The following is a 12,786-nucleotide window of genomic DNA, read 5'->3' as shown; positions in this document are numbered from 1 at the left end:
TTTGCATAATAGCCTGTGCGAGTATTAATGTGCCTGACCGCGCATTTTCGCTACGGCTTTCACTCCCAGCACCACGATGCCGCCGATGATAAATCCAAGAATCAGATTTAAAACAGTCGGTAATATCATCGCCACCACTGCACTTTGCTGCCCGGCGAAATGTTCAATGGCGTGATGCAACGGCGCAATACCATGTACCACAATCCCGCCGCCGACGAGGAACATCGCCAGCGTGCCGACAATCGATAATGCTTTCATCAGCCAGGGCGCGATAATCAATAACCCTTTACCTAATGCCTGCATCAGCGCGCTGGATTTTTCCGCCAGCCAATACCCCAGGTCATCAATCTTAACGATAACCCCTACCAGACCGTAGACGCCCACGGTCACTACCAGCGCGATGCCTGAAAGCACCAGCACCTGATTAAGCAACGGTGCCTCTGCCACAATCCCCAGCGTGATGGCGACGATTTCCGCAGACAATATAAAATCGGTACGAATCGCCCCTTTTATTTTGTCTTTTTCAAACTTCAGCGGATCCTGCGCCGCCAGCTTCTCCAGACGCTGCTGACTCTGCGCCGGATCTTCTTTATGTTTACGCGCCTCCAGCATATGCAGCACTTTCTCTACCCCTTCAAAGCAGAGAAACGCGCCACCAATCATCAACAGTGGCGTAATCGCCCACGGGATAAACGCACTGATGATCAGCGCCAGCGGCACCAGAATCACTTTATTGATCAGCGATCCTTTCGCCACGCCCCAGACCACGGGAAGTTCCCGGTTGGCCCGCACGCCTGAAACTTGTTGCGCATTGAGCGATAAGTCATCCCCTAATACACCGGCGGTTTTCTTCGCCGCCAGTTTGCCCATCACGGAGATATCGTCCAGCAGTGTGGCGATATCATCGAGCAACGTCAGTAAACTACTCCCGGCCAAAAGCATTCCCTCTCATTTTTATTGTTGAAGGGTGTAAGTATGAAGCAAAAACGGCAGCTCTGATACTTGCTTCACAGGTCAACATTTATTTAACAATCAAGTGCAATTATATCTCTCGCCAGCAGAATGATTTTCACGTTTACTATGAACCACCTTTTTATTTCCACCGTGAGGGATTATGCGTTTCCGCCAGTTGTTACCGCTTTTTGGCGCGCTGTTTGCGTTGTATATCATTTGGGGCTCAACCTATTTTGTCATTCGGATTGGCGTGGAAAGCTGGCCTCCATTAATGATGGCGGGCGTTCGATTCCTGGCAGCCGGTATTTTATTGCTGGCATTTTTGCTACTGCGCGGACACAAGCTCCCCCCGCTACGTCCGCTGCTCAATGCCGCGCTGATTGGCCTGTTATTGCTGGCTGTCGGTAATGGCATGGTGACGGTTGCCGAACATCAAAATGTTCCTTCCGGCATCGCCGCCGTTGTGGTTGCAACCGTGCCCCTCTTTACCCTGTGCTTCAGCCGCCTGTTTGGCATTAAAACGCGCAAACTGGAATGGGTGGGTATCGCCATTGGGCTTGCCGGAATCATCATGCTCAATAGCGGTGGAAATTTAAGCGGCAATCCGTGGGGCGCGATTCTGATTTTAATCGGTTCGATTAGCTGGGCGTTTGGCTCGGTTTATGGCTCGCGCATTACCTTACCTGTAGGGATGATGGCGGGTGCGATTGAGATGCTGGCAGCAGGCGTGGTGTTAATGATTGCGTCGATGATTGCGGGTGAAAAACTGACGGCGCTCCCTTCCCTTTCAGGCTTCTTTGCGGTCGGCTATCTGGCGCTGTTTGGTTCGATTATCGCTATTAACGCTTATATGTATTTAATCCGCAACGTCAGTCCGGCTCTCGCCACCAGCTACGCCTACGTTAACCCAGTGGTCGCGGTCTTGCTGGGTACGGGACTGGGCGGCGAAACGCTGTCGAAGATTGAATGGCTGGCGCTCGGCGTAATTGTTTTCGCGGTGGTACTGGTCACGTTGGGAAAATATCTCTTCCCGGCCAAACCCGTTGTCGCGCCAGTTATTCAGGATGCATCAAGCGAGTAAATGAATCCCCTGCGTGTCGATCTGCGCGCTGGCACCTTCGCCGCAGATCCACTCTTCCAGACGCTCGGTAAGCGCCGCATCCGTCAGCTTCTCGCGCCCACGTAACGCACACTCCCAGACAATCAGTACGCGCCAGCCGAGTTCCTGCAAGCGACTGATATCGCGGCGATCGCGTTCAACATTTTTACCTATCTTCTCCAGCCAGAACTCGGTTCGAGTCGCAGGCACTTTAAACAGATAGCAGTGATGATGATGCCAGAAGCAGCCGTGGGTAAATATCACGCAGCGATATTCATCAACGACAAAATCCGGGCGTCCGGGGAGATCCGCGTCCTGAACGCGAAACGCCAGGCCCTGCCCGGTTAACAAACTGGCGAGGCGCTTCTCAATCGCCGTATCACGCGTAGCAATCGCGCGCATATTTTTGCTGCGAGTGGCCTTATCGTGAACGTCGACCATGTTGTGCCTCTTGCTGACGCAACGCCACCGCCTGTTTGATTTTTGGCTCAAGCAGTTTTGCCACCGCGGCAAAGACCGGCACGACCACCGAGTTACCAAACTGGCGATAAGCCTGAGTGTCCGAAACCGGAATGCGGAATTTCGCTTCTCCCGGCGCTTCAAAACCCATTAAGCGCGCGCATTCACGAGGCGTTAACCGACGTGGACGATGTTGCTGATTCAGCGGATCGTCAAAGTCTTTTTCACCCGTGGCCATATCCCAGCCGCGATCGATTAAAATTTCCGCGCCATCTTTGTAATAACGCGCAGACAACGTACGCGTGACGCTTTGCGGATTGTTCGGATAAACCATTCCATAACCGAAGCCATTACCACGCGCCTGATGTTTTTTCGCATAACGATAGAGGTACTTCCACAGCACCGGCGTCAGGATATATTTCGCCTCGACCATCGGGTCCAGCAGCTGGGCCAGCGTCACTCGCTGCGCAGGGAAACATTTGCTGATATCACGCAGGGTAAAATCGGCTTTCAGATTCAGATCGCGACGAAAACCCACCAGCACGATGCGTTCACGGTGCTGCGGCAGGAAATGTTTGCCATCGATGATTTTCGGATCGTCCGGCCCTTTATCTTCTGCATCAGCCACGTCATAGCCCAGTTCGTCCAGCGTCTGCATGATGATGCGGAACGTTTTACCCTGGTCGTGACTTTTCAGGTTTTTGACGTTTTCGAGCACAAACATCGCCGGACGACGCGCGTCGATAATGCGCACCACATCAAAGAACAGCGTGCCCTGGGTATCGCAGGCAAAACCGTGCGCCCGCCCGAGCGAGTTCTTTTTCGATACGCCAGCCAGCGAAAATGGCTGACAAGGAAAACCCGCCAGTAATACATCGTGTTCAGGAATGTGTTGACGAATATGTTCCGCCGCCGCCTCATCACTCACGCCTTCTTTATGGCTGAGGGTGATGTCGCGGATATCTTCATTAAAATGATGCGTCACCGGGTCGCAATAATGATTGGCTTTATAAGTGCGTACCGCATGTTTGTTCCATTCGCTGGTAAACACGCACTGTCCGCCAATCGATTCAAAACCGCGACGGATGCCGCCAATTCCGGCAAATAGATCGATAAAGCGAAACGCATAATGCGGATGATGTGCCGGTGGTTTGGGTAACAACGTTTGCAGATGGGCGAACTCTTTCTCACTTAAACGGTGCCATGCCGAGTCATTCGCCAGTGCACGTTTTAAAATTGCCGCGCTCCAGTGATTCTCACCCACACCATTAAGCTGCGCCACCAGCGTTTTAACATCATAAATTTGCAGCAGTTTCTCCAGCATTGCCTGAACGGCATTCCCGGTGCTGTATGAATCGGTTACTGATATATTTTCCTGCATAGATTTAACCGGCCATCTGAGATGGCCGACAGGTTAACATAATTACAGCCATTTAGGGCCACGCGCTCAGCCCGCGGGTGAAAACGCATCTATCACCTTGTGATCGACACCTTCATTCTCCCCCGCCAGTTCGGCACTGAGCTTCGCCATAAACTCGACTAAAAATTGCGCGTTGTGCTGCGCCAGCTGCTTGCCTCTTGCGGTTTGCATGGTTTGCGGTAGCTTCAGCAACTTAGTCTGGAAATGATCCAGCGCGTAGCGTTTATCATCAAGCGGGCGATGCTGTGCGAACGGATCTTCACCATCAAACAGCGCCACGCTCAATGCCCCTGAAACGGCAAACACGCGCGCCAGGCCAATCGCCCCCAGGGCTTCCAGCCGATCCGCATCCTGGACGATTTTAGCTTCCGTTGTTAAGGGGGCGATTTGCGCGCTGAAACTGTGAGCGGCAATGGCATGACAAACGGCCTCGATTTTCTCCGCCGGAAATTGCACGAACTCTTCACGGAGCAGGCGACGCGTCTCTTCTGCCGCCAGGATTGAAGAACGCTGCCGTTGCGGATGATTTTTCGCCAGGCTCACGATATCGTGAAAATAACAGGCGGTTAAAATCACCAGCATATCGACATCGTCATCTGCCGCCAGCTTCTGTGCCGTAGCCCAGACGCGGCGAAAATGACACACGTCATGGGCCGCGTCCTGGTGCTGATGATGGTTTTTCAACCAGTTTTCGAACTGTGTCTGCCAGTGTTGTAAGTCCATACGCGCTCCGTTGCCAAGGGTCGCAACCTTAGCAGTTTTTATTCATAGCGTCTGCTGCGTGCGGGACGAGGTCGGGTGTACCATGCAATGCCGCCTAACAAGGCACCAACCAGGGCCATAAACAGAAATCCGACCAGTGCTCCTAACCACTTCCCCGCGGTAGATCCTAAATCACTTTCAAATCCCGACACGGGGGCATCGGGGATCCGGCTCATCACCCAGATGTATCGCGCCATTGCCCAGACGAAATAGCCACACCATGTATAGAAAGCCCACAAAGCCAATTTGCCGCCAGGGCTGCGAGAGAGTCTCTCTTCCATCTTTGTCGAACCGTATTCCATTTTGAGATAACCCGGAAAATTCAGACTTAGAACTATTATGTGATAAAAATCACATTTTTCCACATTGGATGAGCCAGTCAAGACTCAATCATTTTTTGAACAAATAGATAAATTTTGCGCAACGGCAGTGAATACAGGAAAAATCGTTTTGAGCGATTTTATTTATCTTTGATATCGGCTTTATTAATTCATTTAATCAATATATTAGCACTGATTACAATTATACCTTTTTATTATTCTGTGTCATGATGCTTCCGTTATTAGCCTTTTATCGTCTTGTTTATATTTTTTGGGCCGGCATGATGCCGGCTTTTTTTATGCCTTCATTAATGTGCGCGAGATCACGCCAGCCGTTTAGCGCAACAATCATTGATACCCCCCATGTTTCCGCTCAACTCATAACATATTGATATACATTTATAATTTTCATGAATATTTATATTTAGAATTCATAATTCTGAATTATATCAAATAGATTGGAAACATTTTGAAATCTTTTAAATACACTTGTTACATGTAATCTTTAAAATAAAATGAACTTCATAGAATAGTATCCAAATGTGCTTTTTTTGGATAACAGCACTTATTGATATATTCATGAAGATTATAATCACAAGGGAATACATAATGAAAAGAAAAGTTCTGGCAATGCTGGTCCCGGCGTTATTAGTTGCTGGCGCAGCAAATGCGGCTGAAGTCTATAATAAAGATGGTAATAAACTGGATTTGTACGGAAAAGTAGATGGTCTGCACTACTTCTCTGATGATTCTAGTAGCGATGGCGACATGTCATATGCTCGTATTGGTTTCAAAGGCGAAACCCAAATCGCTGACCAGTTTACGGGTTACGGTCAGTGGGAATTCAACATTGGTGCAAACGGCCCTGAAAGTGATAAGGGCAATACTGCTACTCGTCTCGCATTTGCGGGTTTAGGTTTTGGTCAAAACGGTACCTTCGACTATGGTCGTAACTACGGTGTCGTTTATGACGTTGAAGCCTGGACCGATATGCTGCCAGAATTTGGTGGTGATACCTACGCTGGCGCCGACAATTTCATGAATGGTCGTGCTAACAACGTTGCTACCTATCGTAACAATGGTTTCTTTGGTCAGGTTGATGGTCTGAACTTCGCTCTGCAATATCAGGGTAACAATGAAAGCAGTGGTCCATTCGGCCAGGAAGGTTCTGGTAATGGTAAAGGACGTGGCATTACCAAAGAAAATGGCGACGGCTTCGGTATGTCCACTTCCTACGACTTTGACTTCGGTTTAAGTCTGGGTGCAGCTTATTCTAACTCAGACCGTACCGATAACCAGGTTCATAAAGGTACCCATAATACTCGTTATGGCGACCGCTTCGATGCAACTGCTGGCGGTGAAACGGCTGAAGCATGGACCGTTGGTGCTAAATACGACGCTAATAACGTTTACTTAGCAACCATGTATGCTGAAACTCGTAACATGACTGGTTACGGTGATGCTGATGCTATTGCTAACAAAACTCAGAACTTTGAAGTTGTTGCACAGTACCAGTTCGACTTTGGTCTGCGCCCGTCCATCGCTTACCTGCAATCTAAAGGTAAGGATTTAGGCGGTGTAAGTAGTGATAACTACGATAGCAAGGGTAATCATCATTACGCCAACAAAAGTCTGGTTAAATACGTTGATATTGGCGCTACCTACTACTTCAACAAAAATATGTCCACCTATGTTGATTACAAAATCAACCTGCTGGACAACGACGACGACTTCTACAAAGAAAACGGCATCGCTACCGATGATATCGTAGCTGTGGGCTTAGTCTACCAGTTCTAATCAGCCAACGCGCCGCGGCGTGTTACTGTAAAACTTAACAATAGCCTGAGTTCGTCCCTCATCGAACTCAGGCTTTTTTATTGGCATTTCATCTCCATCTGTGGCACACGCAATTGCCAAAGCATATCGATACAGCACATTACCCCGCCCTTCCTGGCTCAATAAAATCTACCAGCGTCTCTTCCAGCCAACACCCAAATGCATTTCTTTATGAATTAATCCGCAACAAAACCGCCGTCCATATAGAAATATTTGCAAAAATAGTGCATGAAAAAAGCTTTTTCTCTGCCAATCCGGGATATAAATATTCATCAGCACCATAATATTCCACATAACTAAATCTCTCCCTGCCGCCCGTACCTCTGATAATGGTCTAAAATCATTGAGGCCAATTGCGACGGCGTTGCTCAATAAGGAAAATTTGGCGTGAATAATATTCAACACCAGTGCAGCATCATCATTACATACTTACGCCCGCCGACTACCGCTTTCGATATATTGACTCAATTTTCCAGCCTGGTTAAAAATAGCGGCCAGCTCAGTCGCAAATATAGTGACTACCCTAACTAAGCAACAATAAGGAATACACTATGACTGTTCAAAAAAGTAAAAATCCACAGGTCGATATTGCTGAAGATAATGCATTCTTCCCTTCAGAATATTCGCTTAGCCAATATACGAGTCCCGTCTCTGATCTTGATGGCGTGGACTATCCAAAACCGTATCGCGGTAAACATAAAATTCTGGTGATCGCCGCTGATGAACGCTATTTGCCGACTGATAACGGCAAACTCTTCTCAACGGGCAATCATCCGATTGAAACGTTGCTGCCGTTGTATCATCTCCATGCTGCAGGTTTCGAATTCGAAGTGGCGACCATTTCCGGTCTGATGACCAAGTTTGAATACTGGGCTATGCCGCACAAAGATGAAAAAGTAATGCCATTCTTTGAGCAGCATAAATCGTTGTTCCGCAATCCGAAGAAATTAGCGGATGTTGTCGCCAGCCTGAACGCAGACAGCGAATATGCAGCGATCTTTGTTCCCGGTGGTCATGGTGCACTCATCGGTTTGCCAGAAAGTGAAGACGTAGCCGCCGCTCTGCAGTGGGCTATTGAAAATGACCGTTTTGTTATCTCCCTTTGCCACGGCCCGGCGGCTTTTCTGGCGCTTCGCCACGGCGATAACCCACTGAATGGTTATTCCATTTGCGCATTCCCGGACGCCGCAGACAAACAAACGCCAGAGATAGGCTATATGCCGGGTCATCTCACCTGGTACTTCGGCGAAGAACTGAAGAAAATGGGCATGAACATCATTAATGACGACATCACCGGGCGAGTACATAAGGACCGTAAACTTCTCACCGGCGACAGTCCTTTCGCAGCGAATGCGTTGGGTAAACTGGCGGCGCAGGAAATGCTGGCCGCTTACTCGAGTTAATCCCTGTTACATTGTAATGTAAGCGCATAATCAATCGCAGCCACGTTAATACTCACGACGAGGCTGCGTTTTTTCATGGTTAATTTATGGCGTACTGAAGCCCTATGTTAATTTCTTTGCGGTAACGTAATCCGGAACACATTATGCTTATTGAGATAGTGATAAGTAGCACTTCCCCCATGCAATTCGGCAATCGCTTTGACTAAAGAAAGACCAAGTCCCTGACCTACGGAATGACGCGAATTATCTCCCCGCCAAAATCTACGGAAGAGTTTTTCAGGCTCATGAATTTTCGTTCCAGGACTGGCGATATCAATATTAAGAGAACCGTTGGTATCAAGAAAACTGGTTATCTGAATACGCGATTTTTCTGGCGAATATCGAATAGCGTTAACAATAAGATTCGATAACATTCGTTGTAGTAAAATTTTATCCGCAAAGATTTGCTGATTGCACTCGACCTTAAAGCAAATCTCTTTCTCGTCTGAAAGGTATTCAAGATAGTCCAACAAATTTTCGACTTCCTTATTGAGAGAAAGCGAGTCCAGTTTCACCAAAACATTATTTTTATCTGCCCTGGCAAGAAACAGTATGTTCTCTGTTAACCGCGAAATATTTTCCAGCTCTTCAATGTTTCCGGCAATTGTTTTTTGATATTCAGCGATACTTCTGGTTTGACTGAGCGTAACCTGATTCTGACCCAGTAATGCATTAATTGGTGTTCTAAGTTCATGAGCGAGATCGTCAGCAAACTGACTTAGACGCTCAAAATCTTTGACTAAAGCATGATGCATTTTATTCAACGCCTGCCCAAGAGGTTTTAGTTCTCTCGGTAATGCGCTAACCTCAACAGGCTCCCGGTTATCGTTATAATTCAGCGCTTCCGTTACACCACTCAACTTTTTGATCTCTCGTAACCCCGTTCTGATTAACAACGGACTTAATACTGAGCACAGTATAATGGCAACAATGCAAATTATAATGCTATTAATTTTATACTGTTCAAGCATGTTATGTCTGGCTGAAGCCAATTTAGCCACAGTAACCGTTAATGATGGCGAAACTTCATCAATATTAATTCGTAAAGCATCTATCTCTGTGTCATTAATAATGCTTCTGTAAATGCCAGCTGCGCTGATTGTCTCACTAGCAGGTATGTTATTTAACATGCCATCACTGACATTTGTCCGGTTAACAATTTTATTGATGCCATCACCATGAATGAGCAAGATATCCTGACTAACATCCATCATCCGGTTAAAGTACACAGGTAACGTATCTGGATTTACCCCATCAATTAACAACTGCTTGATCTGCGCTGTCCGGTTAATGAGTGTTGTATCATCGCGCCATTTCAACTCACTTGCCAGGCCATTATAGAGAGTCCAGACAATTCCAGCGCCAGCAACAGACAGCAGCAATATAAAAAGCAAGGTTAAACGGACGGTTATAGATAATCTTTTCATTATTTTTTTACCGCTACGAATGAATAGCCCATCCCCCGGATTGTGGCGATTAGCTTTTCAGGAAAAGGATCATCAACTTTTGCGCGGAGCCTGCGAATGGCGACGTCCACCGTATTGGTATCACTATCAAAGTTGATTCCCCAAATTTCACTCGCAATAACCGTTCTGGGGATAATCTCGCCAGCTCTGGAGGCCAGTAGCCAAAGTAACTGAAACTCCTTGCGCGTCAGTGTAATACTGATATTGTCCCTGCTCACACTTTGACTAACAGAGTCCATTCTTAAGCCGCTGATTTCTAATGATGAATTCAGAGCGTGATGTTGCCTTAATTGTGCCCGAACCCTTGCCAGCAACTCAGAAAATGAAAAAGGTTTTACCAGATAATCATTTGCTCCACTGTCCAGCCCTCTGACTCTGTCATCGACAGAATCCCTTGCAGTAAGGCAAATAACAGGGGTTTGCTTTGCTGTTCTTAACGTTTGTAAGATCTGCCAGCCATCCATACCCGGAAGCATAATATCCAGAATGATCAATGCATAATCATCCTTCAGCGCAAGATAAAGCCCATCTCTGCCATCTGAAACGGCATCAATGACATAACCCGCTTCGGAAAGCCCCTGCGTTACCCATTCCTGGGTCCTTTGATTATCTTCAATAAGTAGAATCTTCATGAAAATAATATGCCATAAATCATATGTTATAGAAACAGCCTGGTTCATTACAAAATTGTAATGCTGCTGTAAGGTTACCCTGGACGTTTTTTCGCTATCCTCAAAACTCATTCACATGACAAGGATATAAACATGTTAAAGCGTTATTTAGTACTCTCCGTAGTAACGGCTGCATTTTCATTACCTTCTTTGGTCTATGCTGCACAACAAAACATTCTTAGCGTGCATATTTTGAACCAGCAAACAGGAAAACCCGCTGCCGACGTGACAGTCACTCTTGAAAAGAAAGCGGATAACGGCTGGTTACAACTTAATACCGCCAAAACAGATAAGGATGGACGAATTAAGGCACTGTGGCCCGAGCAAACTGCGACTACTGGCGATTACCGTGTCGTATTTAAAACCGGGGACTATTTCAAGAAACAAAATCTTGAAAGTTTCTTCCCTGAGATCCCCGTTGAATTTCATATTAATAAAGTGAACGAGCATTATCATGTGCCTTTGTTACTCAGCCAATATGGGTATTCAACCTATCGTGGCAGTTAATGCATAAATATGTAAAAGCAGATCTCTGCTACTGTTAGGGAGGACACTCCCTGACAGATTAACAGTAAACGGCTCTTGCTGGCTAACGACAAAAAAGTGTGATGGCTTATGAAAAAGAATCAATTTTTAAAAGAATCAGATGTTACGGCCGAGTCGGTATTCTTTATGAAGCGTCGGCAGGTGTTAAAAGCACTGGGCATCAGCGCAGCTGCATTTTCTTTGCCTCACGCTGCGCATGCCGATCTGCTTAGCTGGTTTAAAGGGAACGATCGTCCGCCCGCCCCCGCCGGAAAACCGCTGGAGTTCAGCAAGCCTGCCACCTGGCAAAATAACCTGCCACTGACGCCAGCAGATAAAGTTTCCGGTTATAACAACTTCTATGAATTCGGGCTGGATAAAGCCGATCCCGCCGCTAATGCTGGTAGCCTGAAAACCGATCCATGGACACTGAAAATCAGCGGCGAAGTGGCAAAACCATTGACCCTCGATCACGATGATTTAACCCGTCGCTTCCCGCTGGAAGAGCGTATTTATCGTATGCGCTGCGTGGAAGCGTGGTCGATGGTGGTGCCGTGGATTGGTTTTCCGCTACACAAATTGCTGGCGCTTGCCGAACCCACCAGCAATGCGAAGTATGTCGCTTTCGAAACGATTTATGCGCCGGAACAGATGCCAGGCCAGCAGGACCGCTTTATCGGCGGCGGGCTGAAATATCCTTATGTCGAAGGATTGCGTCTCGACGAAGCAATGCATCCGCTCACACTGATGACCGTAGGTGTTTATGGCAAGGCGTTACCACCGCAAAATGGCGCGCCGGTGCGACTGATTGTGCCGTGGAAATATGGCTTTAAAGGGATTAAATCGATCGTCAGTATTAAGCTGACCCGCGAGCGTCCGCCAACCACCTGGAATCTGGCAGCGCCTGACGAATACGGTTTTTACGCCAACGTTAATCCGCATGTTGATCACCCGCGCTGGTCACAGGCTACCGAACGATTTATTGGTTCAGGCGGCATTCTCGATGTTCAGCGCCAGCCAACACTACTGTTTAATGGTTACGCCGACCAGGTGGCATCGCTGTATCGTGGCCTGGATTTGCGGGAGAATTTCTGAATGCGTCTGACAGCAAAACAGGTGACATGGCTGAAAGTTAGCCTGCATCTTGCCGGATTGTTGCCGTTTCTCTGGCTGGCCTGGGCGATCAATCACGGTGGACTGGGTGCCGATCCGGTGAAAGATATTCAGCATTTTACTGGTCGCACTGCACTGAAATTTTTGCTGGCGACCTTGTTAATCACACCTCTTGCACGCTACGCAAAACAGCCGTTATTGATACGCACTCGCCGCCTGTTAGGATTATGGTGCTTTGCCTGGGCGACACTGCATTTAACCAGTTACGCATTGCTGGAGCTGGGCGTGAATAATCTGGCGTTATTAGGTAAGGAGTTAATTACCCGGCCTTATTTAACGTTAGGTATTATCAGCTGGGTAATTTTGCTTGCGTTAGCGTTCACTTCAACCCAGGCGATGCAGCGAAAACTCGGCAAACACTGGCAACAGTTGCATAACTTCGTCTATCTTGTCGCGATCCTGGCCCCAATACATTATCTGTGGTCAGTGAAGATTATTTCACCGCAGCCACTCATCTACGCTGGGCTGGCTGTACTGCTTTTAGCCTTACGGTATAAGAAGTTGCTTTCCCTTTTCAACCGGTTACGCAAGCAGGTTCACAACAAATTATCTCTATAACTTCATATTGCCAACAAAGTACGCGTTATCCCTGCCGGATGCGGCGTGAGCGCCCTATCCGGCCCACACAGATCGCATCAAGTTATGTTTCGTTTGTCATC

The 12,786-nt window shown here is 47.6% G+C and carries 13 protein-coding genes; 6 read left to right on the top strand and 7 right to left on the bottom strand.

All coding sequences use genetic code 11. The annotated features are described in order from the left end of the window. Positions 1–24 precede the first annotated feature (24 nt). Positions 25–942, bottom strand: coding sequence for a DUF808 domain-containing protein (locus ACJHX7_RS02930; RefSeq protein ID WP_000922683.1), 918 nt, complete (start codon positions 940–942; stop codon positions 25–27). Positions 943–1,114: 172 nt separating this feature from the next. Here ACJHX7_RS02930 and yedA point away from each other — a divergent pair, with 172 nt between their 5' ends. After that, positions 1,115–2,035 (top strand): drug/metabolite exporter YedA, encoded by a 921-nt coding sequence (gene yedA, locus ACJHX7_RS02925; protein ID WP_001212219.1) that lies wholly within the window; start codon positions 1,115–1,117, stop codon positions 2,033–2,035. Here yedA and vsr read toward each other — a convergent pair. The 4 genes from vsr to drpB all read right to left on the bottom strand — a co-directional run bounded on the left by vsr (position 2,024) and on the right by drpB (position 4,975). Continuing rightward, complete coding sequence (gene vsr, locus ACJHX7_RS02920; RefSeq protein ID WP_000228678.1) at positions 2,024–2,494, bottom strand: VSPR family DNA mismatch endonuclease; 471 nt, start codon at positions 2,492–2,494, stop codon at positions 2,024–2,026. The genes yedA and vsr overlap by 12 nt on opposite strands. Further along, on the bottom strand, positions 2,475–3,893 hold the full coding sequence (dcm, locus tag ACJHX7_RS02915; RefSeq protein WP_410231523.1) for a DNA-cytosine methyltransferase: 1,419 nt from the start codon (positions 3,891–3,893) through the stop codon (positions 2,475–2,477). The genes vsr and dcm overlap by 20 nt, the downstream gene beginning before the upstream one ends. A 66-nt stretch (positions 3,894–3,959) precedes the next feature. After that, positions 3,960–4,655, bottom strand: coding sequence for a phosphohydrolase (locus tag ACJHX7_RS02910; RefSeq protein ID WP_094029889.1), 696 nt, complete (start codon positions 4,653–4,655; stop codon positions 3,960–3,962). Positions 4,656–4,693: 38 nt separating this feature from the next. Continuing rightward, positions 4,694–4,975, bottom strand: a complete 282-nt coding sequence (gene drpB, locus ACJHX7_RS02905; protein ID WP_243040254.1) for a cell division protein DrpB — start codon at positions 4,973–4,975, stop codon at positions 4,694–4,696. A 648-nt stretch (positions 4,976–5,623) separates the two neighbouring features. Between drpB and ompC the strand changes: the two genes are divergently transcribed. Beyond that, positions 5,624–6,811: a porin OmpC gene (gene ompC / locus ACJHX7_RS02900; RefSeq protein WP_000824416.1), complete on the top strand. Its 1,188-nt coding sequence runs from the start codon at positions 5,624–5,626 to the stop codon at positions 6,809–6,811. Between the two features lie 590 nt (positions 6,812–7,401). Then, positions 7,402–8,253: a glyoxalase III HchA gene (hchA, locus tag ACJHX7_RS02895; protein WP_094029888.1), complete on the top strand. Its 852-nt coding sequence runs from the start codon at positions 7,402–7,404 to the stop codon at positions 8,251–8,253. A 107-nt stretch (positions 8,254–8,360) separates the two neighbouring features. Here hchA and hprS read toward each other — a convergent pair whose 3' ends face one another. Continuing rightward, on the bottom strand, positions 8,361–9,719 hold the full coding sequence (gene hprS / locus ACJHX7_RS02890) for a two-component system sensor histidine kinase HprS (RefSeq protein WP_094029887.1): 1,359 nt from the start codon (positions 9,717–9,719) through the stop codon (positions 8,361–8,363). Next, positions 9,719–10,390, bottom strand: coding sequence for a response regulator transcription factor HprR (gene hprR, locus ACJHX7_RS02885; protein ID WP_001362894.1), 672 nt, complete (start codon positions 10,388–10,390; stop codon positions 9,719–9,721). Before hprR ends, hprS begins: the two co-directional genes overlap by 1 nt. A 132-nt stretch (positions 10,391–10,522) precedes the next feature. On the opposite strand from hprR, the gene hiuH reads away from it, so the two are divergent. From hiuH to msrQ, 3 genes are all read left to right on the top strand, one after another. Further along, positions 10,523–10,936 (top strand): hydroxyisourate hydrolase, encoded by a 414-nt coding sequence (gene hiuH / locus ACJHX7_RS02880; protein WP_000920132.1) that lies wholly within the window; start codon positions 10,523–10,525, stop codon positions 10,934–10,936. 108 nt (positions 10,937–11,044) lie between these two features. Continuing rightward, positions 11,045–12,049 carry a protein-methionine-sulfoxide reductase catalytic subunit MsrP gene (gene msrP, locus ACJHX7_RS02875; protein WP_094029886.1) on the top strand — a complete coding sequence of 335 codons (1,005 nt, stop codon included), beginning with the start codon at positions 11,045–11,047 and terminating at the stop codon, positions 12,047–12,049. After that, positions 12,050–12,685: a protein-methionine-sulfoxide reductase heme-binding subunit MsrQ gene (gene msrQ, locus ACJHX7_RS02870; RefSeq protein ID WP_094029885.1), complete on the top strand. Its 636-nt coding sequence runs from the start codon at positions 12,050–12,052 to the stop codon at positions 12,683–12,685. It begins immediately after the preceding gene. The last annotated feature ends 101 nt before the right edge of the window (positions 12,686–12,786 follow it).

Origin of the sequence: Escherichia sp. WS1451 (assembly GCF_046487365.1) — a bacterium.
Taxonomy (GTDB): Bacteria; Pseudomonadota; Gammaproteobacteria; order Enterobacterales; family Enterobacteriaceae; genus Escherichia; species Escherichia coli.
This window is presented reverse-complemented; position numbering and strand designations above follow the sequence as displayed.

Coding starts and splice junctions, on each gene's coding strand:
- hprS (WP_094029887.1), bottom strand. CDS start 9,719: ATGAAAAGATTATCTATAACCGTCCGTTTAACCTTGCTTTTTATATTG.
- hchA (WP_094029888.1), top strand. CDS start 7,402: ATGACTGTTCAAAAAAGTAAAAATCCACAGGTCGATATTGCTGAAGAT.
- ACJHX7_RS02930 (WP_000922683.1), bottom strand. CDS start 942: ATGCTTTTGGCCGGGAGTAGTTTACTGACGTTGCTCGATGATATCGCC.
- dcm (WP_410231523.1), bottom strand. CDS start 3,893: ATGCAGGAAAATATATCAGTAACCGATTCATACAGCACCGGGAATGCC.
- msrQ (WP_094029885.1), top strand. CDS start 12,050: ATGCGTCTGACAGCAAAACAGGTGACATGGCTGAAAGTTAGCCTGCAT.
- ompC (WP_000824416.1), top strand. CDS start 5,624: ATGAAAAGAAAAGTTCTGGCAATGCTGGTCCCGGCGTTATTAGTTGCT.
- ACJHX7_RS02910 (WP_094029889.1), bottom strand. CDS start 4,655: ATGGACTTACAACACTGGCAGACACAGTTCGAAAACTGGTTGAAAAAC.
- yedA (WP_001212219.1), top strand. CDS start 1,115: ATGCGTTTCCGCCAGTTGTTACCGCTTTTTGGCGCGCTGTTTGCGTTG.
- msrP (WP_094029886.1), top strand. CDS start 11,045: ATGAAAAAGAATCAATTTTTAAAAGAATCAGATGTTACGGCCGAGTCG.
- hiuH (WP_000920132.1), top strand. CDS start 10,523: ATGTTAAAGCGTTATTTAGTACTCTCCGTAGTAACGGCTGCATTTTCA.
- drpB (WP_243040254.1), bottom strand. CDS start 4,975: ATGGAAGAGAGACTCTCTCGCAGCCCTGGCGGCAAATTGGCTTTGTGG.
- vsr (WP_000228678.1), bottom strand. CDS start 2,494: ATGGTCGACGTTCACGATAAGGCCACTCGCAGCAAAAATATGCGCGCG.
- hprR (WP_001362894.1), bottom strand. CDS start 10,390: ATGAAGATTCTACTTATTGAAGATAATCAAAGGACCCAGGAATGGGTA.